At 71.7% G+C, this 19,783-nt stretch carries 20 protein-coding genes and 1 riboswitch; of the genes, 7 read left to right on the top strand and 13 right to left on the bottom strand.

Annotation, left to right across the window (positions count from 1 at the left end; all coding sequences use genetic code 11):
• Positions 1–3: 3 nt before the first annotated feature.
• From NE234_RS34905 to NE234_RS34890, 4 genes are all read right to left on the bottom strand, one after another.
• Positions 4–603: a TetR/AcrR family transcriptional regulator gene (locus tag NE234_RS34905; RefSeq protein WP_252785204.1), complete on the bottom strand. Its 600-nt coding sequence runs from the start codon at positions 601–603 to the stop codon at positions 4–6.
• A 45-nt stretch (positions 604–648) separates the two neighbouring features.
• The gene (locus tag NE234_RS34900) at positions 649–990 is read right to left on the bottom strand and encodes a hypothetical protein (protein WP_252785203.1); all 342 of its coding nucleotides are present in this window, start codon (positions 988–990) and stop codon (positions 649–651) included.
• A gap of 87 nt (positions 991–1,077) precedes the next feature.
• A complete protein-coding gene (locus NE234_RS34895; protein ID WP_252785202.1) occupies positions 1,078–2,676 on the bottom strand; it encodes an AMP-binding protein in 1,599 nt (532 codons plus the stop codon).
• Positions 2,673–3,383: a sulfotransferase family protein gene (locus NE234_RS34890; RefSeq protein WP_252785201.1), complete on the bottom strand. Its 711-nt coding sequence runs from the start codon at positions 3,381–3,383 to the stop codon at positions 2,673–2,675. The genes NE234_RS34895 and NE234_RS34890 overlap by 4 nt, the downstream gene beginning before the upstream one ends.
• A 148-nt stretch (positions 3,384–3,531) precedes the next feature.
• On the opposite strand from NE234_RS34890, the gene NE234_RS34885 reads away from it, so the two are divergent.
• Complete coding sequence (locus NE234_RS34885; protein WP_252785200.1) at positions 3,532–4,365, top strand: sulfite exporter TauE/SafE family protein; 834 nt, start codon at positions 3,532–3,534, stop codon at positions 4,363–4,365.
• Positions 4,366–4,372: 7 nt separating this feature from the next.
• On the opposite strand, the gene NE234_RS34880 is transcribed toward NE234_RS34885, so the two are convergent.
• Positions 4,373–5,455: an alpha/beta fold hydrolase gene (locus NE234_RS34880; RefSeq protein WP_252785199.1), complete on the bottom strand. Its 1,083-nt coding sequence runs from the start codon at positions 5,453–5,455 to the stop codon at positions 4,373–4,375.
• 105 nt (positions 5,456–5,560) lie between these two features.
• On the bottom strand, positions 5,561–6,529 hold the full coding sequence (locus NE234_RS34875; protein ID WP_252785281.1) for a CapA family protein: 969 nt from the start codon (positions 6,527–6,529) through the stop codon (positions 5,561–5,563).
• Positions 6,530–6,654: 125 nt separating this feature from the next.
• Here NE234_RS34875 and NE234_RS34870 point away from each other — a divergent pair, with 125 nt between their 5' ends.
• Positions 6,655–7,515 (top strand): Fpg/Nei family DNA glycosylase, encoded by an 861-nt coding sequence (locus NE234_RS34870; RefSeq protein WP_252785198.1) that lies wholly within the window; start codon positions 6,655–6,657, stop codon positions 7,513–7,515.
• Between the two features lie 27 nt (positions 7,516–7,542).
• Here the strand turns inward: NE234_RS34870 and NE234_RS34865 are convergent, their stop codons facing one another.
• Positions 7,543–8,082, bottom strand: a complete 540-nt coding sequence (locus NE234_RS34865) for an SSI family serine proteinase inhibitor (RefSeq protein WP_252785197.1) — start codon at positions 8,080–8,082, stop codon at positions 7,543–7,545.
• A 42-nt stretch (positions 8,083–8,124) separates the two neighbouring features.
• Here NE234_RS34865 and NE234_RS34860 point away from each other — a divergent pair, with 42 nt between their 5' ends.
• Entirely contained in the window at positions 8,125–8,463 is a 339-nt protein-coding gene (locus NE234_RS34860) for a rhodanese-like domain-containing protein (RefSeq protein ID WP_252785196.1), read from the top strand.
• A 24-nt stretch (positions 8,464–8,487) separates the two neighbouring features.
• Positions 8,488–8,604: riboswitch (TPP riboswitch) on the top strand.
• Positions 8,595–9,956, top strand: coding sequence for a purine-cytosine permease family protein (locus NE234_RS34855; protein ID WP_252785195.1), 1,362 nt, complete (start codon positions 8,595–8,597; stop codon positions 9,954–9,956). It overlaps the preceding riboswitch by 10 nt.
• A 51-nt stretch (positions 9,957–10,007) precedes the next feature.
• On the opposite strand, the gene NE234_RS34850 is transcribed toward NE234_RS34855, so the two are convergent.
• Together NE234_RS34850 and NE234_RS34845 are read right to left on the bottom strand one after the other, a co-directional pair.
• Positions 10,008–11,285 carry a serine hydrolase domain-containing protein gene (locus NE234_RS34850; RefSeq protein WP_252785193.1) on the bottom strand — a complete coding sequence of 426 codons (1,278 nt, stop codon included), beginning with the start codon at positions 11,283–11,285 and terminating at the stop codon, positions 10,008–10,010.
• Positions 11,286–11,700: 415 nt separating this feature from the next.
• Entirely contained in the window at positions 11,701–12,006 is a 306-nt protein-coding gene (locus NE234_RS34845) for a hypothetical protein (protein ID WP_252785191.1), read from the bottom strand.
• A 321-nt stretch (positions 12,007–12,327) separates the two neighbouring features.
• Here NE234_RS34845 and NE234_RS34840 point away from each other — a divergent pair, with 321 nt between their 5' ends.
• Together NE234_RS34840 and NE234_RS34835 are read left to right on the top strand one after the other, a co-directional pair.
• Entirely contained in the window at positions 12,328–14,193 is a 1,866-nt protein-coding gene (locus NE234_RS34840) for a sensor histidine kinase (protein ID WP_252785189.1), read from the top strand.
• Positions 14,194–14,384: 191 nt separating this feature from the next.
• The gene (locus NE234_RS34835; RefSeq protein ID WP_252785184.1) at positions 14,385–14,840 is read left to right on the top strand and encodes an ATP-binding protein; all 456 of its coding nucleotides are present in this window, start codon (positions 14,385–14,387) and stop codon (positions 14,838–14,840) included.
• A gap of 74 nt (positions 14,841–14,914) precedes the next feature.
• Here NE234_RS34835 and NE234_RS34830 read toward each other — a convergent pair whose 3' ends face one another.
• Positions 14,915–16,111, bottom strand: a complete 1,197-nt coding sequence (locus tag NE234_RS34830; RefSeq protein ID WP_252785182.1) for an arginine deiminase — start codon at positions 16,109–16,111, stop codon at positions 14,915–14,917.
• A gap of 130 nt (positions 16,112–16,241) precedes the next feature.
• On the opposite strand from NE234_RS34830, the gene NE234_RS34825 reads away from it, so the two are divergent.
• Positions 16,242–16,889: a hypothetical protein gene (locus tag NE234_RS34825; protein ID WP_252785180.1), complete on the top strand. Its 648-nt coding sequence runs from the start codon at positions 16,242–16,244 to the stop codon at positions 16,887–16,889.
• A 78-nt stretch (positions 16,890–16,967) separates the two neighbouring features.
• Here the strand turns inward: NE234_RS34825 and NE234_RS34820 are convergent, their stop codons facing one another.
• From NE234_RS34820 to NE234_RS34810, 3 genes are all read right to left on the bottom strand, one after another.
• The gene (locus NE234_RS34820; protein ID WP_252785179.1) at positions 16,968–17,645 is read right to left on the bottom strand and encodes a helix-hairpin-helix domain-containing protein; all 678 of its coding nucleotides are present in this window, start codon (positions 17,643–17,645) and stop codon (positions 16,968–16,970) included.
• A gap of 277 nt (positions 17,646–17,922) precedes the next feature.
• Positions 17,923–19,455 carry a long-chain-fatty-acid--CoA ligase gene (locus NE234_RS34815; RefSeq protein ID WP_252785178.1) on the bottom strand — a complete coding sequence of 511 codons (1,533 nt, stop codon included), beginning with the start codon at positions 19,453–19,455 and terminating at the stop codon, positions 17,923–17,925.
• Between the two features lie 45 nt (positions 19,456–19,500).
• Entirely contained in the window at positions 19,501–19,668 is a 168-nt protein-coding gene (locus NE234_RS34810) for a hypothetical protein (protein WP_252785172.1), read from the bottom strand.
• Positions 19,669–19,783 lie beyond the last annotated feature (115 nt).

Raw genomic sequence — 19,783 nt, 5'->3', positions numbered from 1 at the left:
GCCTCAGGCGGTCTTCGCCTCGGAGCCGGTGCGGTGTTGCAGGATTCCGTCGACTCCCTGGAGGAACGTGTCGCAGACCTCTACCGGGTCGGCGAGGCAGCCCTCGGCCATCGCGCCGTCTCGCAGCATGACGAAATGCCGGCCCGCGGGCTCGGGTGGCGTCTCCCCGACCTGCGCGAGCAGATCGGTGATGGTGCGCAGGAACCATTCGCGGTGAGCGAGGACGGCCTTGTGAACGGGATGCTCCGGATCCGGGTACTCCGCCACGGCGTTGAGGAAGGCGCATCCGCGGAAGCCGGCCGACCGGATGCCGTCGGCGATCGATGCGGCGATGGCCCTCAGGATTTCGGCGGCCGGTCGGCCGCTGTCGAGGGCCTCGCCGACCTGCTCGCGATCGAGCTGGTGGACGGCTTGGAGGTATGCGACGACGAGGTCTTCCTTGCCGGGGAAGTGCCGGTAGAGCGTCGCGCGGGTCACCTTCGCCTCCGCGACGATCCGATCGATCCCGACGGAGTGAATTCCCTCGGCGTAGAAGAGCCGCGTGGCGGTTTCGAGGAGCCGCGATCGCGCTTCGGAAACCTGACCTCGATCGTTGTGCGCCATCGTGGGGAGTGTAATCGATAGAACGTTCAGTATCGCGCGGGTCGCTCAGCCGTTGCGGACGATGTTGACGCCGCCGAAGATCCCGTAGCGGTGCACTCGCACGGTCGGCGCGTCCGGGCCGCCGGTGCCGCGGAACCGCCGCCGTCCGAAGAGGCCCGGCACTCCGAAGCCGGTGGCCTCCACGGTGACGTCGGCCGGCACTGTGAGCCTCACGCCGCCGACGAGCGACACCTTGACCACGGTCACATCGTGGTCGATTCCGCTCAGGTCGACCTCGGCGCCGCCGATCGGGGAGATGGAGACGAAGCGCGGGGACGCCTGCTGGTCGGCCTTGTACTCCGCGCCGCCGAGGACCGCGATGTGGAATTTCGTGTTCGTGCTCGTCATGTCCTGAACGTTAGAGATGCGCAGGTCGGCGCGTTAGTACCGGTGATCATGCTTCGCCGATGACAAAAGTCATGGCCCCGAGGGCGGTCATTCGGGTGGGTGGAGGCGGGCGCGGAGTTCGGTCTTCCGGACCTTGCCGAGCTCGTTGCGGGGCAGCGCGTCGACGCATTCCAGGCGGGTGGGCAGCCACCACTCCGTCATGCCCGTACGGAGGAGGTGTTCCCGCAGGTCGGTGAGGGTGGGGGCCGGGCCGGCGGGGACCACGACGGCGCAGACGGTCTCCTCGGCGGCGTTCCGGTCCGGGCAGCCGACGAGGGCGACGTCGGCGACGGCGGGGTGGCGCAGTAGCTCGTCCTCGACCTCCAGGATCGGGATCGGGTGGGGGCTGCCGATCCGGTCGGCGACCCGGGAGAGGTAGCACAGGCCGCCGCGGCCGTCCTCGCGGACGAGGTCGCCGGTGTCGTACCAGCCGTCCGTGGCCGCCGGGTCCCAGGTCGGCCGCCGGTCGCGGAGCCGGAAGGTGCCCGCACACACCGAGGGACCGCGTACGTGGAGGCGGAACGCCCGGTCCGGGGAGGGCGGCCCGTCGGCCACCAGGCGGATCTCGCAGCCGGGGACGGGGCGGCCGATGCTGTGGCCCGCCCAGCCGGGCGGGTCGTCGACGGCGGTCGCGGTGAGGCCGCCCGTCTCCGTCATGCCGAAGCCGTTCACCAGGCCGGGGGACAGCCATTCGTGGATCGGGGCGACGAGGGAGGCGGGCAGCGGGGCCCCGGTGCTTGTCACCACGCGTAGAGCGGGGAGGGGCCGGTACCGGCGGCGCTGGGCCCGGATCAGGCTGAGCAGCATGTGGGGCGCGCCGAGGAAGTGGGTGACCCGGTGGCGGGCGAGGAGGTCGAGCCAGACGTCCGGGTCGCGGGTGTCGGCGAACACGGAGCAGCAGCCCGTCACCAGGGGCGTCAGGACGTTCGTCCGCATCCCGACCGAGTGGGTCAGATCGGCGGGGGTGGCCGTTCGCGGCATCGGGACGCCGCGCAGGGCGCCGCGGCGGGGGCGGGTGGAGGCGTACTGGGTGTTGGGGGTGTGGAGGATGCCCTTCACCTCGCCCGTCGTTCCGGAGGTGAACAGGATGAGGGAGACCTCGTCCGGTCCGCGGGGCGCGGATGCGTCGGGGGCGGGCGCTTGGAGGAGGTCGGTGAACGCGGTCGCGCCGGTCGCCGCCGCGTCGCCGATGACGATCCGGTGGCGCAGGCGCGGCAGGCGGGGGTGGAGGTCGGCCAGCAGGCGGGCGGGGCGCGCGGTCTCCCATCGGTCGACGACGACGCAGGCGCCGGCCTCCGTCCCGGACAGGATGCGCTCGACCTCGCGGGCGCCGAGCGTCGCCATCATCGGCACGGCGATCAGGCCCGCGTCCAGGCACGCGAGGGCGAGGGCCGCCGCTTCCCACCAGTTCGGGAGCTGGAAGGCGACCACGTCACCGGGGCGCAGCCCGAGGCCGCGCAGCCCGGCGGACAGGCGGTCCACGGCCGCCGCCAGGTCGCCGAAGGTGACGACGACCTCCCGGTTCAGGTTCCGGCGCCAGTTGACGAAGACCGTACGGCCGGGCGTGTCCGCGGCCGCGGCGCGCAGGTCGTCCACGAAGGTCTCCCGGCGCCACCAGCCGCGGGCATAGTACGACGCGGCGTTCACCGGACCGCCGTCCGCTCGTCGGGGGCCAGAGGACGCAGGGTGAGCAGGCGCCGGCGGCGCCGCGACGCCATCCGGCGGAACGCCGCCGTGTCGTTCAGGTGCGGGAACGGCTCGTCCGGCCTGGGCACGCCGAGGAAGTCGCACAGCGGTCCCCAGCCCTGGCCGACCTCGTACACCAGCAGCCGGTGAGCCGGGATGACCTCCTGCACGTGGGCGTTGTGCCATTCGAAGACCTGGATGGCGAAGTCGGGGTCGCCGAACCGCGACCCGAAGGTGCCCTCCCAGATCACCCGCTCGCACATCCGGCGCCGGACGCGGAGCCCGGCGCAGACCCGGTCCTCCAGCCACATCGCGAGGCCGTGCCATCCCGGCTGCCGGTGGCTGGAGCGGTAGATCGTGTCGCGCACGCTGGCGTACCACCGGACGGGATCGCGCACGGTGAGGATGACGGGGGCGTGGCGGTAGGCGTCCGCGAGCTCCTTCCAGAAGAAGCACGAGGGCCAGTCGACGGTCGCGCGGTAGCCCGCCAGGAGGTCTCCCCAGGCCACCGGTTCGCCGCGGGCGGCCGCCTCCCAGCCGTTGATCCGGCCGAGGTCCCCGCCGAGCGAGGACATGTGGTGACAGGGCCCGTGCCCCAGGCGCTCGAGTGCTGCTTTCAGCGAGTAAGTGCCGGTCCGTCCCATGCCGGCTCCGATGACTTCCAGCATGTGCTCCCCCCGGTGCGGGTCGACTACATGTCCGGCTCCGTCCGCAGTCCTTATTCAGGTCAGGGGGTTAACACCCAGTTTGACACGCGAACAGCCAGTTTGACGCTGGTTGTCGTGGTCAGTGCGCCCTCGCATAGAGTCGCCGACCATGAGGTCCCCCGCCCCCCGGGTCGTCATCGGCCTGCTCCTCGTCGTCGCGATCGTGGGATGCGCCGCGGTCTTCGGACTCTCCGCGCGGCCGTGGTCGGTGCTGGCGGTCCTCGCGGCAGGGACCGCGGCGGGGGCCATCAACGCGATCGTCGGGTCGGGATCTCTGATCACCTTCCCGACGCTGCTCGCCGTGGGGCTGCCGCCGATCACCGCGAACGTCTCGAACAACATCGGCCTGGTGCCCGGCGGCGTCACCGGCGTGCTGGGGTACCGGGCCGAGCTGAAGGGCCAGCGCGGCCGGCTCGCCCGGCTGGCCCCGGCCTCGGTGCTGGGCGCGCTGGTCGGAGGTCTGCTCCTGCTCACCCTGCCCGAGCAGGCCTTCACGGTGGTGGTGGCCGTCCTGATCGGGGTGTCCTGTGTGCTGGTCCTGACCCAGCCCCTGATCAGTCGCCGGCTCGCCTCCCGGCCCCGGCGGGCGCACGGCGGGCCCTGGCTCTGGCTGGGGGTGTTCGCGGGGGGCGTCTACGGCGGCTACTTCGGCGCGGCGCAGGGCGTCCTTCTCGTCGGCCTGCTGGGGATCTTCCTCGACGAGGACCTGCAGCGCGTCAACGCCGCGAAGAACCTGCTGACGATGCTGGTCAACGCCACGGCGGCGGTCCTGTACATCTGCGTCGCGAAGGTCGACTGGTGGGCCGTGCTGCTGGTGGCCCTGGGCTCCATGGTGGGCGGTCTCCTCGGCGCCAGGGTCGGGCGCCGGCTGCCGCCCGTGATCCTGCGCGCAGTGATCGTCTGCGTGGGCGTCGCCGCGGTGATCAAGCTCGTCGGCGGCTGAGGACCGCTCAGCCGCCAGGCTGACCGCGCCGGTTCAGGTGCAGGTGCGGCCGGCGGTGGCGGCGGGCCTGCTCGTGGCCGTCGACGAGGGCGGGCTCGGCCGCCGGTTCGATGCCGGTCGTACGCCGGAGCAGGTTCCACAGGTGGTGGTTGACCTCGGCGGCACGCTCCAGGGGCAGCAGGTGGCCGGCGCCGGGGATCACGACGAGATCGGCGCCGGGGATCTGCGCGGCGAGGGCCTCCGCGTGCCGCATCGGCGTGATGAGGTCACGGTCGCCGACCATGACCAGCACGGGCACGCGGCCGAGGCCGGGCAGCGCGGCCCGCTTGTCGTACGCGATCAGCTCGGTGTAGAAGGTCGCGATCACCTCGATCGGCACGGACGCCATCAGCCGGGTGGTCACCTCGGCGACCTGCCGCGACACGTGGGCGCCGAAGAGGTACGAGCGGGTGAGCAGGAAGGACATCCCGCCGAGCGGCCGACGCGCGGCGTCCACCAGCCTGGCCTGGTGGCGGAGCGTGCTCAGCGTGACGGGGACCATCCGGTGCAGGACCCGCGCGGTCCGTTCGGGGAGCCCGATCGTGACGGAGGACAGGTCGCCCGAGGAGGTGGAGGCGAGCAGCACCCCGACGATCCGGTCGCCGAACAGCTCCGGGTGCGCGTCGGCGAGCCCGAGGATCGCCATGCCGCCCATCGAGTGGCCGACCAGGACGACGGGCCCCTCCGGGGCGGCCTCCCTCAGCACCGCGAACAGGTCGCGGCCGAGCTGGTCGATCGTGGCGTTCGGTGGGGAGCCCCACCCCGACCGGCCGTGGCCGCGCAGGTCCCAGAGCACGACGCGGACCCGGCCGGCCAGCGCGTCGCGCTCGACGCGCCAGCTCGTGGAGTTCAGCAGGAACCCGTGGCAGAAGACGACGGTCGCGTCCGCATCGGGGGCCTCGGTCACCTCGACGTGGAGCCGGATTCCGTCGTCGGCCGTCACGGTCGGCGTGCGGAGATCGCCGGCGACGGCATCCCGCGTCTCCCCGGGTGATCCGCTCATCCACCAGCTGTGCCGGCCGAGGATTTTGGTGATTTCCGTCAAGGACATGGCCACCTCCGCCCGTTGCCGCTCCCAGCCTTTTACGGTGGCCCCTAACTCCAGTTTGGGTCATGGTGGAGGCATCGTCAAAGGCAGGAGCCCTGCTCAAGGACCTCACGGCGGTCCGGGACAGGCCACCGCGAGCCGGCCGTCCTCCTCGACGACCTCCGTCCCGAACGCCGCGCAGGCGCTGATGAACCGGTCCCGGATCCAGGCGTGGTCGGTGCCCGTCGCCAGGCGCGTACGGGCGTACTCCAGCGTGAGGGGGAACGCCGTCAGCCGGGTGATCCGCGAACCGTCGAGAGCGACGTGGAAGACCAGGCCGAGGTCGTTGCGCAGGGCCGGATCCACGGCGTAGTCGTCGACGAGGTCACCCAGGTCGTACAGCACGCGGCCGGACATGCCGTGGAAGACGTGCGCCGAGTGCCCGGCGATCAGGGTCGCCCCGGCGTCGACCAGCGCACGGGCGGCCACCTGGACGTATCGCGGGGGCTCCGTGGTCATGTTCGGGCCCCAGTGCGCCAGCACGAGCACGCGGAACCCGTCGGCGGACAGCCGGCGGATCCGGTCGGTGAGCCAGGACGGGATCTCGCGGCGCAGGTCCGCGTACGCCACTCCGGGCCTCTCCTCCAGGGCGGCGTAGTCGGCGGGATGGTCGGTGATCCCGAGGACGGCCACGGCCCCGTCCGCGGTGTCGAACAGGGCCGGTTCGCGCGCCCGGCGTACGTCGAGTCCCGCCCCGACGACCCGGATCCCGACCCGTGCCAGGTGGCCGAGCGTGTCCGTCAGCGCCTCGGGACCGTAGTCCAGGGCGTGGTTGTTGGCGAGCGTGACGCAGTCGATCCCCAGGTCGGCGAGGGTCTCCGCGGCCGGGGGCGGCGCGCGGAAGTGGAACGGCCTGCCGGGGGCCGGCCACGGCTCGCCGCGTGCGGAGACGCAGCACTCCAGGTTGACCAGGGCCAGATCGGCGGATCGGAAGATCTCCCGCACCTCGTCGGCGAACATGCCGTACGGGCCGCATGCCGCGATCCGCTCCGCGACCCCTCGGCCCAGCATCGTGTCGCCGCCCAGGGCGACCGTCATGGTCACATCGAGCTCCCGCCTCCAGGATGGTCGCGCCGAGCGCGCGCGGCCAAGGGACCAAGGTCCCCCGGCGGCGATCAGCCGTGTTCATCCACAGCCTGTGGACGGAGCCGTACTCTGGGACCATGCCGGAGCTGCCCGAGGTCGAGTCCCTCGCCGCCTTCCTGCGCGAGCACGCCGTCGGGCGGGTGATCGCGCGGATCGACGTGGCCGCCATCTCGTCGCTGAAGACGTACGACCCGCCGATCACCGCGCTGAACGGTCTCACGATCACCGAGGTCGCCCGCCACGGCAAGTTCCTCGACCTCGACGTCGACGGGATCCACCTCGTCATGCACCTGTCCCGGGCCGGCTGGCTGCGGTGGAAGGACGCGTTGCCGCCCGCGCCGCCCCGGCCGGGCAAGGGCCCGCTGGCCATGCGCGTCCATCTCGACGACGGCTCCGGGTTCGATCTCACCGAGGCGGGCACCCAGAAGCGGCTCGCGGTCTACGTCGTACGAGACCCGGCGGACGTGCCGGGCGTCCGGTCGCTCGGGCCCGACCCGCTCGGCGAGGGCTTCACCGTCGAGACGCTGAAGGGCATCCTCGACGGGCGGCGCACCCAGATCAAGGGGCTGCTGCGCGACCAGAGCGTGATCGCCGGGATCGGCAACGCCTACTCCGACGAGGTGCTGCACGTGGCGCGGATGTCGCCGTTCAAGCTGGCCGCGAGCTTCACCGACGAGGACGTCACGACGCTGTACGACGCGATCGTCCGCACGCTCGGCGACGCCGTCGAACGCTCCCGTGGCGTCGCGGCCAAGGACCTCAAGGGCGAGAAGAAGGAGGGCCTGCGGGTCCACGGCCGGGCGGGGCAGAAGTGCCCGGTCTGCGGCGACACGATCAGGGAGGTGTCCTTCGCGGACTCCGCCCTGCAGTACTGCCCCACGTGCCAGACCGGCGGCAAGCCGCTGGCGGACCGCCGGATGTCCCGCCTGCTCAAGTGAGCCGGCCCCGGCGGCCCTGCGGCCGGGTCAGCGCTCGGGCGGCGTCGCTCCGAACAGCGAGGCGAGGTTGCCCCACCGCTTGATCTCGCAGCCGTTCCTCCGGTTGAACGTCGCGTCGATCTTCTTGCCGTTCCAGGTGCCGGTGACCGTGGCGGTCTGCGGGCCGCCGTAGATCTGGGTGCACATCTGGTCCTTGGGCGTGGGCGCGAACGGGTCCTCCCCCTTCGCGGCCGCCGCGGCCAGCACCGTGCACGCCTGCTCGGCCGCCGGCAGGCTCCCGCCCACCGGGTCGCAGGTGAGCGTCCAGGACTTCGGCGCCGACGTCTGCGACGCCCGTACGGTGACGGTCAGACGGGTCCCGGCCGCCGACCCGCTCGGGGCGGGCGCGGTCGGAGAGGTGGTCGGCGCCGGTGTGCCCGGCGCCGCCGACGAGGTCGGGGTCGGGGAGTCCTTGCCGTGCGTGGCGGCGCCTCCGTCCCCGTTCTTGCAACCGCCCAGCGCAAGGGCGGCCAGGATGCCGGGGATGGCGAGGGCCGTGGGTCCCAGTCTGGAGAGAGATTGCCTCATGACGATTCGACTCCGGGCGATGACTCATGGTTCCTTTGACGGGTGAACTCTTTCAGGGAACAGATTCCCGCCGTGGAGGTCGCCAAGGTTCCGGACGACGCGTTCCTGCTGGACGTGCGCGAACTGGACGAGTGGCAGGCCGGTCACGCGCCCCGGGCCGTGCACATCCCGCTGAGCCAGCTCGGCGCCCGCGCCTCCGAGGTGCCGACCGGTGAGGACATCTTCGTCATCTGCCGGTCGGGGGCGCGCTCGGCGTCGGTGGTCGCGGCGTTCAACAACGCGGGCTGGAAGACCCAGAACGTCCAGGGCGGCATGAACGCCTGGGCGGCGGCGGGCCGTCCGATGGTCAGCGAATCGGGCGGGGAGCCATACGTCGCCTGATCGAGGTACATTTACGGCGGAAAAGTAAAGACCCGCGGGAGCTCGGACGACGACCGGGCTGAGAGGGCGGCTTCGAACGTGCCGCCGACCGCTCGAACCTGACCGGATAATGCCGGCGTAGGGAGTGTGCCTTGAGCGCTGCCGTCGAAGAGCGTTCGTCCAACGAGGCCCCGTACACCCTCGACCAGCCCGCACCGAAGGTCCTCAGCTTCTGGGACCAGAGCGCCTTCTGGGCGAACCTCGGCGTGAGCCTCCTCGCCTTCTCGGGCGCGTACACCGTGCTCGCCCCGGACGCCCAGGGCACGCCCCGGCTGCCCATCGTCGCCGGGATCCTCGCCATGGTCGTCGGCACCGCGATCGGCGGGATCATGCTCGGGCTGGCCGCCGTGCCCGGCACCCGCGCCGGCGTCCCGGCGATGATGCTGCTGCGCGGCCTGTTCGGCACGCGCCTGTCCTACATCCCCACCGTCATGAACATCCTGCAGATGGTCGGCTGGGGGACGTTCGAGCTGGTCACGATCGCGGGCGCGGCGAAGGAGCTCGTCGGCGGCGGCCCGCGCTGGGTGTACGTGGTCGTGGCGGGCGTGATCACGACCGTGCTGACGCTCTGGCCGCTCGGCTCGGTCCGGGTGCTGCGCCGGTACGTCACCGTCGCGGTCGTCCTCGCCCTCGGCTACTTCTACGTCCAGCTGGCCCGGCAGCCGCTGCCGAACCTCACCCACGGCTCGTGGAGCCACTTCTGGATCGGCGCGGACGCCGCGCTGGCCGTCTCCATCTCCTGGGTGCCGATGGCGGCCGACTACACGCGGCACTCCCGCTCGGAGCGGGCGGCGTTCGGCGCCGCGAGCGTGGCGTACGGCCTGACGCAGGTCGTCGCGTACGTCCTCGGGCTGCTGGCGCTCGCGCTCGTCGCCGGCGACTCCTCCAAGGTGTTCGGCCCGTTCCAGCACGTGGCGCTCGGCACGCTCTTCTTCGCCGTCTTCGTCCTGCGCGAGGTCGACCAGTCCTTCGCGAACGTCTACTCGACCGCGGTCTCCATCCAGAACCTCGTGACCCGCGCGGACCGGCGGGTGCTCACCGTGGTGCTGGGGGTCCTGACGACGGTGCTGGCCCTCGCGCTGAACATGGACAACTACGCGGGCTTCCTGACGCTGATCGGGTCGGTGTTCGTGCCCATGCTCGGCGTGCTCGCCGTCGACTTCTTCTGCTTCACCGGACGGCGCGGCTGGGACGTCTCCGACCGCGCCCCCGCCCGCTGGGGGATGATCGTCGCCTGGGCGGCGGGGATCGCGGCGTACCAGCTCATCAACCCCGGCCAGGTCGGCTGGTGGTCCCGGCTGTGGACGCACGCCCAGAGCGCCCTGCACTTCACCCCGGCGGACTGGATGAGCGCCTCGCTCCTGTCCTTCGCCGTCGCCGCGGCCGTCACCGCCCTGATCGGCGCCCTCCACCGCGGTCGGCCGGCCGCCGATCCCGACACCGCGCGCGCCTGAGTGCCCGCGCGGGCGCCCGCGCTCTTTCCGGAGCCGGGCGCCCGCGCGGGATCAGCCGGTGGCGGGGACGGGCTTGTCGAGCATCGTGCAGATGGCCGCGGTGACCAGCTCGTCCTCGGCCGTACCTGCCGCGGCGTCGGTCTTCAGACCGAAGTGGGTCGTGCTCAGCACCGAGACGGTGCGCCGTCCCGACTGGTCGGTGTAGTTGTCGCTGCGGTATCCCGGAAGCGCGCCGTCGTGCCCCCACACGGTGCCGCAGGGAGTGCGGACCTCCTCCAGGCCCAGCCCGTAGGAGCGGTTCAGCCCGTTCGCCTCGTCCTCTTGAGTGGTGACCATCATCTGGGCGAGCAGCGACTTGGGAAAGAGCCGGCCGGACATCAGGGCCTTGTCGAATCGGGCCCAGTCACTCGTGGTCGAGATGATGGAACCCGCAGCCCCGTCCCACGACTGGTCGATCCCGGTGACGTCGACCCGCTCGCCGCGGGCCGGTCCGACGAAGCCGAAACCCGCCGGCGTACCGGGCGGCAGGATCGGCGCGAGGTGCGCCGCGTCGGGCTCGTACCCGTGGGCGAACCGGCGATCGGCGGGGTCCGGGGCATCGGTGGACAGGGAGGTGTGCCGAAGCCCCAGCGGTCCGGCGATACGGTGCTGGATCAGGTCCGCCACGCTGTGTCCGGTGACCTTCTCCACCAGCAGGCCGAGCGCGATGTAGTTGGTGTTGCTGTAGGCCCAGCCCTGACCGGGCGGGAACTCCACCGGCAGCCTCGTGCCCACGGCGAGCAACTGCGCGGCCGTGGGCCGCTCCGCCTGATGGCCGGTCATCAGCGCCAGCGCCTCGGGTTCGTACGCGTAGTCGGCCAGGCCGCTGGTGTGGTTCAGCAGCATCCGCACGGTGATGTTCCGGCCGTTCGGAACGGCTCCGGGAAGCCAGTTCTCAATGGGATCGTCCAGCGCGACGCGGTGTTCGGCGACGAGTTGCAAGACCAGCGTCGCGATGATCGTCTTGGTGTTCGAGCCCATCCGGAACTCGTCGTCCTCGGCCAGTGCGTGATCAGGGATGCTCCACGTGGCCTGCCGGACGATGTTCACGACCGGGCCGTGCCCGTCGTCCACCCGGACGATCACCCCCGGGACACCGGCGGCCGTGGCCTTGTCGGCGCTCTCGATCAACTGCCGGGTCCGCGACGTCCTCGCGGTGTCCCCTCCGCCTCTGTGCGCCTGCGCCGACGCTGGGGCGGCCACCACGACACCGACGCCGAGCGCCAGCCCCAGCACCGCCGCCATCCGCCGAGAGGGGGCCGAGCCGAGCCGCTTGGTCTTCCGCGCCATGCTGATTCTCCTTCGAAGGCGGTCGTCGATGTCGAAGACGCTAGAAGCCACCGCGGTGCGCTTCGATAGGGCGAAGCCCCCATTGGTGGTGGTGCTGGGGCCACCCCACGACCGTGGCGCGCCACCCGGTGGAGCCTGGCGGAGCCGGGGTGACGCTCACTCTCAGGCTCGGAGGGTGGGGACCCGAAGCAGTTGCACGCACTGACCGCGGGCGCGACCGTGCTCATGGGCCGCCCACCTGGGAGCCCACGGTTCCGGCCGCTGCCGGGTAGGCGGACCCTCGTGCTGTGCGCACGCCGCAGGAGGGCGCCGACACGTTCCCCGACCTGACACAGGCGCCCGGCTCTTTCGGGAGCCGGGCGCCCGGCGGGGTCGGCCGGTGGCGGGGGTCGGCCGCCCGGTCATCAGGGCCTCGTCATGAAGTGGGCCCCCACTCACTCGGGTCGGAGACCACGATTCCGGTCGCGCCGTTCCCCGACCGGTCGATCGCGGTCGCGCCGTTCCACGCACCGTGGGCCGGTCCGGCGAAACCGGAACCCGCCGGCGCGCCGGCCCTGCCGGCAGTCTCGACGGACCGCCGGGTCTGTGACGCCCGCGCGGTGTCGTGCGCCTGCGCCGATGCCGGGCCGGCCACCACGACACCGAGAGCGAGCGCCGGCCCCAGCACCGCCGCCGTCCGCCGAGAGCCGGTCGAGCCGAGCCCCTTGATCTTCCGCGCCATGCCGATTCTCCTTCGGGTGCGGTCGTCGATATGGAAGAGGCTAGAAGCTACCGCGATGCCGCTTCGATAGGGCGATGTCCACTTCGGGGGGTGGTGCCTGCCCCACCTCGGCGCTTCCGCGCGGCCACGGGGAGGGCGAGTGGCCGAATAGCCCGGCGCGGGGGCCGTACGGCGGTCATCATGGGAGGTACGGAGCGCGGGGAGGCGATCACCATGGCGCATTGTGACCACGACTGGGTGCACACGGCCCCCAACCAGAAACGATGCCGTAAGTGCGGATTGGTGCTGACCTTCGCGTAGGCGCGCCGCGCGAGTGGCACTATGGGCCCCGTGGGCGCCTCGGATGCGATGTTGCGCGCGGCGGTGGCCTCTTCCGCCGACGCGATGATCGCGGTGGACGCCGACCTGACCGTCCGGCTGTGGAATCCCGCCGCCGAGCGGGTGTTCGGCTGGGCCGCGCGGGAGGTGCTGGACCGGCCGCTGCGCACCATCCCGGAGGAGCACACCGCCGAGCACCGCGCCGTCCTCGAACGCGTCCGCGAGGGCGGCCACATCTCGTTCGTCACCCGGCGGCTGCACCGTGACGGCCGGCTGCTCGACATCCGGGCGGTGGTCAGTGCCATGCGCGGCGAGGACGGCCGGTTCCTCGGCTGGGTCGGCCTCTACCGGCCCGTGCGCGAGGACGAGGCCGTCCAGCGCCAGACCGCCGAGCGCATCCGCCTCGTCCGGCGGCTCAACGAGGTCGTGGCCGACCTCAACACCGAGCCCGCGCTGTCGTCGGTCCTCGACCGGGTGACCTCGGGCCTCATCGAGCTGACCGGCGCGGACGCCGCCGGCTTCGTCGTCATCGAGCACCAGACCAACACGCTGAAGCTCGTCAGCATGACCGGGCTGCCGCGGAACCTGCGCGACTCGACCGCCGACCTGCGCTCCAGCCTCGTCGGCGAGCTGCTCCGCGCCGGGCGCACGGTCATGCTGGCCACGTCCGAGGCGCGCGGACTCGGCGACTTGATCTGGTCCGAGCTGGACGGTCTGCACACGATCGCCGTCGGCATCTCGAACGTCCACGGCAGCCCGTACGGCGCGCTGTACGCGCTGTTCTCCGGCCGGCGGGCGGGCCACATCGAGCTGGAGCTGCTCGAGTTGTTCGCCGGGCACGCGGGCGTGGTGATCGGCAACGCCCTGCACTACGACGAGGCGGTCCGGCAGCGCAGGCATGAGAGGGCGGTGATCGAGGCCAGCGCGGACGGTATCGCGGTGCTGGACCGCGACGGCGTCGTCAAGCGGTGGAACCTCGCGGCGGAGCGGATCACCGGCCTGGCCCCCGAGGAGGTGATCGGCCGTCCGCTGCCGTTCCCGCTGCCCGATCCGGACGGCGAGCCGACGATCCGGCTGGAGTCCGGCACCTGGCTGGGCGTCCTGCACACCGAGATCGAGGGCCATGACGAGGTGGTCGTGGACTTCCGTGACGTCACCGAGGCGAAGTCGCTCGAGGCGGAGAAGGACCTCTTCCTGTCCATGACCAGCCATGAGCTGCGGACGCCGATCACGGTGGTACGCGGGTTCGCCAAGACGCTGGTGGACCGGTGGGAGAAGCTCGACGAGGCGGACCGGCGGCGGGCGGTCGCGACGATCGCCGACCGTGCCGACGCCCTCGGGCGTCTGGTCGACAACCTCCTGTACTCCCGTGCGGTCCCGAACGGCCTGACCGTGACGAGCGAGCCGTTCGACCTGGCCGGGCTCCTGCGCGGCGCGGCGTACGGCCTGCGGGGCGTGTCCGAGCGCCACGCGGTGGAGCTGGACGTCGCCGCCGACCTGCCGGCTGCCCTCGGCGACCCGATGGCCACCGACATCATCGTGGGCCAGCTCCTGGAGAACGCCGTGAAGTACTCCCCGGACGGCGGTGTCATCACCGTGCGGGCGGGGGTCGAGGGCGACGTCATCGCGGTGACGGTGGAGGACGCCGGGATCGGGATCACCGCCGGGGACCGGGAGCGGGTCTTCGAGCGCTTCGTCCAGGGGGAGGCGGGGGATCGCCGCCGGTTCGGCGGTCTCGGGCTGGGCCTGTACATCGTGCGCCGGCTCGCCCGCGCTCAGCAGGGCGAAGTCTCCGCGCATCCCCGCGCGGACGGCCTGGCGGGCACCAGCATGCGCTTCACCCTCCCCCACTGTGGTGACACAGCGTAACCGGTCATACTTGGGCATACCGCCCAGCTGGGCTGCGCCTTCGCCACGTGTTGGAGGTCACAGTTACACGTGGTGTTGGTAACAGATTCCTGTGGCGCGGTTTCCGCGTTTTTTAAGTGGGCATTTCGGTCGTTACCGGGGTGACCAAGTTACGGGGAGTATCCGGGAGCCAACCGCCCGGGGAGGTGAGGGTGTCGAGCGTCGTGTTCCTGCCACACGCGCCGTCCAGCGTCTCGGACGTGCGAAAGCGCCTGTGCGCCGAACTCCGCGCAGCGGGGGTGTACGAGGAGATCGCGGATGACGCGGCCGTCATCATCAGCGAGTTGATCAGCAACGCGCTGCGGCACGCCCGTCCTCTGCCGTCCGGCGACATCCGCGTCTCGTGGACCCACGAAGGCGAACTCATCCAGCTGGCCGTCAGCGACGGCGGCTCGATGACCGAGCCGCGCCGCACCCGCGCCGCCCTGTCCTCCCTCGGCGGCCGCGGCCTCAGCATCGTCGAGGCGCTGTCCGACAAGTGGGGCGTCTCCCATGAGGCGGAGACCACCACCGTCTGGGCCAAGCTCCGCATAGACCAGCAGTCGGGCAACGGCCGGGCCGCCGCCCTGATGCAGCCGCTGCACATCGCCTTCGACCAGTCCGCCTGAGCCGGGACGGCGAGGCGGATCTGATCCGGTGCCCGTTTCGGCACCGGATCTCTTCGTTCCGCCCTTACCTACACCTACCGGGCCGGGTCGCGGAGGATGGGGCAGGACATGCAGCGCGGGCCGCCGCGACCGCTGCCCAGCTCGCTGCCCTGGATCCGGATGACCTCGATGCCGGCCGCCTCCAGGCGCGCGTTGGTCTCGACGTTGCGCTCGTACGCCACCGCCAGGCGCGGGCCGATGGCGAGGGTGTTGTTGCCGTCGTCCCACTGTTCGCGTTCGGCGGTCACCGGGTCGAGGCCGGTGTCGATGACCCGGAGCCGGTCGATGCCCATCGCGTCCGCGGCGGCCTCCAGGAACGGCCGCGCCCGTGAGACGCGCAGGTCGCCGTCGTCCTTCGTCACCGTGTAGGCGACGAGGGAGTAGGCGACGGCCGGGTACATCACGACCTTGTCCACGTCGACCATCGTGCAGATCGTGTCGAGGTGCATGGTCGCGCGCTCCTGCGCGATCGGCACCGCGAGGACCGTGTGCGCCAGGCCGGCCTCGAACGCGCGGCGGGCGATCCGCTCCACGCCCGCCGGGGTCGTACGCTCGCCGGTGCCGATGGCCAGCACGCCGGGGGCCAGCAGGAGGACGTCGCCGCCCTCGATGTGCTCCAGCTCCGGGTCGTACAGGTGCTTCGTGCCCTCGAAGCGCGGGTGGTAGCGGTAGATCACCCGGGTGAGGGCGCTCTCCCGGCGGCGGGCGTTCATCGCCAGGCTGGTGACGGCGACCTGGTCGCCGACCCACACGCTGGAGTCCCGCGTGAACAGGAGGTTCGGCAGCGGGTCGATGACGAAGTCGTGCCGGTCCATCAGCCGGTACACCAGGCCGCGGCCGGTCTTCAGCTCCTCGTGGGCCAGGCCGGCCACGAGCACCTGGGTCAGGTCCTCGGTGGTCAGGTCGGCCAGGTGGCTCTCCAGGATGACGCGGAGCTGGTCGCCGAGCCGCTGGTCGCTCAGGACGTCCGCGATGGCCTCGCTCCGCGCGTCCTGGTACTCGAGGGCCTCCTGCAGCAGCTCGGTCAGGTAGAGGACCTCGACCCCATGGTCGCGCAGCGCCTGGGCGAAGGCGTCGTGCTCCTGCTGGGCACGGCCCACCCAGGGGATGCCGTCGAAGAGGAGTTGATCGTTGTTGCGGGGAGTGAGTCGCTTGAGCTCTGGGCCCGGCCGGTGCAGAAGGACCGTGCGGAGGCGACCGACCTCGCTGTCGACGCGATGCACATGAGTCACAGGAGGAGCTTAACCGGATATTCCGTCCCTGACCTTTGCAGATTTGCTTGAATCGACCAAAGACTCCACAACCGGACAGTTGCCACAACTGCGCCTGCCCGCGCCGGCGTGGGCGCTAGGGTCGGCCACCATGGCGAACCGGTCCTATCTGCTCGTCGGCGACTACGACGGGATCAACCCGGGGTGGCAGGGCGGCGTCCCCGGCCTCGAGGATCAGGTGCTCGCCGAGGACGTCTTCTGCGTGCCGTTGCTGTGGCTGGCGTTGTTCCGGCCGGCGGACCTGGTTACCGCGACGTTCCCGCCGGAGGACGAGGACGACGAGGATGACGGGCCGATCGAGGCCACCGCGCCGCTCGCGCCGAAGGAACGCGCGCTCGCCCAGCTCGACGCGGCCGTCCCGGTGCTGAACCGGATCTTCGACGGCGCCGGGCCGCTGGACGACCACGCCGCGCTGCTGCGGGAGGGCCTGGCGTCCATGCCGGGCCGGTCCGTGACGATCGAGCTCTACGAGATCGCGGTGCTGATCGACGAGGAGCGGTTCTACCGGGACCTGCGTACCGCGCTGGGCAGCCTCGACCGGCCCGGCGACCTCGCAGCCGACCGGTCCCGCCTGGCCGACCTGGCACAGCTGCGCGAGGGGCGGCCGTTCCCACCCGCGCGGCTGGTCCTCGACGGGCTCGACGCGCCGGACGACGACCAGTGGAACCACACCAGACTGCTCGGAACACGATTCCTCCGCCCGGTCCCCTGGGAGACCGCCGCGGAGACGCCGGCCTGATCGGCCCGGCCGGGCGAGACGTCCGGCCATCCCACGTCGCCACGAGGGTTCGGCGACCCGAGGCGGCCGGCGGCCGAATCAGGGCAGGAAGACGGCGTACTCCGCGATCTCGGGCATGAGGTCCGGGTGCAGGTCGGCCGTTGCGGCGAGCTCCTCGGCGGAGGAGAAACCGCCGACGTGGTCGCGGATGCGCGCGATGTGCTCGGCGAGCTCCGGTGTCACGCCGGAGAACAGGGTCAGCACCTGCGGGGGCACGTGGTTGACGTCGATCAGCCCGCCGTCGTCGTACTGGCGGGGCAGGTCCGGGCGGCCGATCCGCAGCTCGCGCGCGAGAACGATGTCGGCCGCGGCCTGCTCCCGCGCCTTCTGCCGCAGGTCGCGCCGCTGGTTCGCGGCGGCGACCGCCTGGGCGTTGACGTTTCCGGGCGGAGGGCCCGGCGGGCCGGGCGGGGCGACCATCGGCGGCCCCATCGGCGTCACCGGGCGGCCGTTGTACAGCAGCACGCCGTACGGGTCGACGGTGATCGTTAGGCGCTTCTCGGTGCCCGTGATGGCGAGGATGATCCAGATGGGCAGCCACAGCCCGCACAGCAGGAGCGTGATGACCAGGTGCAGGACGTGGTTGACCTGGCCGCCGCTCGCCATCACCGCCTGCACGTCGGACTGCGCCTGCACGCGCCACCCGAGGGACGCCTGACGCATGATCGCGCTGTTGAGGATGGCGCGGATCTGCTCGGGAGGGAGCGTCGGACGCATCGGCGGCGGTGCTCCGGGCCCCGGCGGCCCGGGGAGTCCCGGCGGCAGCGGTGCTCCAGGCGGTGGGGGCGATCCCGGAGGACCCGGGACGGGGCCCGGTTGCCCCGGCGGCGGCCACGACGGTGAGTCGGACGGCCCCGATGGCGATCCTGGCGGGTACGCGTTCAATGGTCTCCCCCTGCGTGCGCGGTTCGGTGCGCCGTGCGGCGTCGACTGGTCGGCGGATCGCTCCTGCGGCTCACCTCACCTTCGGCTCGACCCCCTCCGCCGTCCTGTCTCAACGAACGGAACGGCTCTCGTGCTCCCAGTACGGCCGGCGGAGGTCGCGCTTGAGCACCTTGCCGGTCGGGTTGCGCGGGATGGCGTCCGTCCATTCGACGGAGGTCGGGCACTTGAAGTGGGCCAGCCGGCCCCGGCAGTAGTCGATCAGCTCCCGCTCGCCGACCTCGCCGTCGCGGACCACGATCGCCTTCGGCGTCTCGCCCCACTTGGCGTCCGGCACGCCGATGACGGCACAGTCGGCCACGGCCGGATGGCTCATCAGGACGTTCTCCACCTCGGCGGGGTAGATGTTCTCCCCACCCGAGATGATCATGTCCTTCACGCGGTCGTGGATGTAGAGATAGCCGTCCTCGTCGAGGTACCCGGCGTCACCGGTGCGCAGCCAGCCCCCGGGGAGCCTGGCGTCCCTGGTGGCCTGGTCGAGCGACCAGTACCCCACCATGTTCTGGGCCGTCCGGCAGACGATCTCGCCGACCTGTCCGGGCGCCACCGGCTCGGAGGTCGCCGGATCGATGATCTTCAGCTCGGTGCCGGGGTTCGCGATGCCGGCGCTGCGCAGCCGTTCGCTCGCGGGGACGTGGTCCGCCGGCGGCAGGTGCGTGATCGCCCCGGTCGTCTCCGTCAGGCCGTACACCTGCATGAACGCGCAGCCGGGCAGCATCCGCATCGCGCCGCGCAGCACGTCCTCGCTGATCGGCGAGGCGCCGTAGATCAGCAGGCGAAGGCTGGACAGGTCCGTCTCGGCCACCTGCGGGAGCTGCTGCATGAACAGCAGGATCACCGGGACGAGGAAGGTGTGGGTGACCTGGTGCGCCTCGATGCCCCGGGCGATGCCCACCGGGTCCGGCTCACGGACGAGCACGCAGGGGATGCCGTTGTAGACGCCGGAGACGGCGAGGACGCACCCGGCGACGTGGTAGAGCGGCATCGCGGCCATCAGCACGCTGTCCGGGCGGAGGTCCCAGATCTCCTCGCTCATCGGCAGCGCGGTCAGGAAGTTGCCGTGGGTCAGCATGACCCCCTTCGGGCGGCCCGTGGTGCCCGAGGAGTACAGCTGGACGAACACCTCGCCGGGCTCGTCGACGGGCTCGGCGTCCCGGTCGGTCCACGCCGCGTAGTCCGCGTAGCGGTGACCGGTGCCGCCGACGACGATCAGGTGCCCGGTGTGCTCGAGGCGATCCGCGATCGCGTCGAGCACCGGAACGAACTCCTGTCCCACGACGAGGACGGGCGCCTTGGCGTTGTCCACGATGTAGGCGACCTCGTCGGCGGCCAGCCGGTAGTTGATCGGGACCTGTACGGCTCCGGCCCGCGCCGCGCCGAACAGCAGCTCGACGTGGGCCAGGGAGTTCTTGTCGAGCACCGCGACGCGGTCGCCCGGCCGTACCCCGGAGGCGCGCAGAGCCGTCGCGACCTGGTCCACCCGGCGGTCGAACTCGGCGTACGTGACGCGGGCGCCCTCGTAGAGATAGGCGGTCGCGTCCGGTCGCTCGGCCGCGCGGCTCCGCAGGATGCCCGTCAGATCCATGCCGGAATCATCCGCGCACGCCCTGCGGCCGCACAAGGCCCGTTGTCAGCTCTTCGCCATTTTGCTGATGACCGTGACGATGATGGCGCCGACGACCGCGAGAACGCCGAGCCAGATGAGGAACTTCAACGCGGCGACGAGCATTCCGAGGACCGTGAAGAACAGCCAGATCGCCAGCAGGATTCCGATGATGTTAAGGATGGTCCGCCCCATAGGGGGGAGCGTACGCGGTCCGGGCACGATCACGGGCCGAACCAGGTGGATCTCGGCCGCGATCACTCCTGATTCTCCGGGTTCCCGTGTTCGTCCACCGTCCACCCCCCACCTG

The sequence above is a fragment of the Actinoallomurus rhizosphaericola genome, assembly GCF_024055675.1.
In the GTDB taxonomy this organism is placed as follows: Bacteria; Actinomycetota; Actinomycetes; order Streptosporangiales; family Streptosporangiaceae; genus Actinoallomurus; species Actinoallomurus soli.
The sequence above is the reverse complement of the archived record's forward strand: the minus strand, read 5'-3'. Positions and strand labels throughout refer to the sequence as shown.

Coding starts and splice junctions, on each gene's coding strand:
- NE234_RS34865 (WP_252785197.1), bottom strand. CDS start 8,082: ATGAGGCAATCTCTCTCCAGACTGGGACCCACGGCCCTCGCCATCCCC.
- NE234_RS34810 (WP_252785172.1), bottom strand. CDS start 19,668: ATGGGGCGGACCATCCTTAACATCATCGGAATCCTGCTGGCGATCTGG.
- NE234_RS34885 (WP_252785200.1), top strand. CDS start 3,532: ATGAGGTCCCCCGCCCCCCGGGTCGTCATCGGCCTGCTCCTCGTCGTC.
- NE234_RS34850 (WP_252785193.1), bottom strand. CDS start 11,285: ATGGCGCGGAAGACCAAGCGGCTCGGCTCGGCCCCCTCTCGGCGGATG.
- NE234_RS34900 (WP_252785203.1), bottom strand. CDS start 990: ATGACGAGCACGAACACGAAATTCCACATCGCGGTCCTCGGCGGCGCG.
- NE234_RS34845 (WP_252785191.1), bottom strand. CDS start 12,006: ATGGCGCGGAAGATCAAGGGGCTCGGCTCGACCGGCTCTCGGCGGACG.
- NE234_RS34840 (WP_252785189.1), top strand. CDS start 12,328: ATGGGCCCCGTGGGCGCCTCGGATGCGATGTTGCGCGCGGCGGTGGCC.
- NE234_RS34875 (WP_252785281.1), bottom strand. CDS start 6,529: ATGACGGTCGCCCTGGGCGGCGACACGATGCTGGGCCGAGGGGTCGCG.
- NE234_RS34890 (WP_252785201.1), bottom strand. CDS start 3,383: ATGCTGGAAGTCATCGGAGCCGGCATGGGACGGACCGGCACTTACTCG.
- NE234_RS34815 (WP_252785178.1), bottom strand. CDS start 19,455: ATGGATCTGACGGGCATCCTGCGGAGCCGCGCGGCCGAGCGACCGGAC.
- NE234_RS34820 (WP_252785179.1), bottom strand. CDS start 17,645: ATGCGTCCGACGCTCCCTCCCGAGCAGATCCGCGCCATCCTCAACAGC.
- NE234_RS34825 (WP_252785180.1), top strand. CDS start 16,242: ATGGCGAACCGGTCCTATCTGCTCGTCGGCGACTACGACGGGATCAAC.
- NE234_RS34870 (WP_252785198.1), top strand. CDS start 6,655: ATGCCGGAGCTGCCCGAGGTCGAGTCCCTCGCCGCCTTCCTGCGCGAG.
- NE234_RS34880 (WP_252785199.1), bottom strand. CDS start 5,455: ATGTCCTTGACGGAAATCACCAAAATCCTCGGCCGGCACAGCTGGTGG.
- NE234_RS34905 (WP_252785204.1), bottom strand. CDS start 603: ATGGCGCACAACGATCGAGGTCAGGTTTCCGAAGCGCGATCGCGGCTC.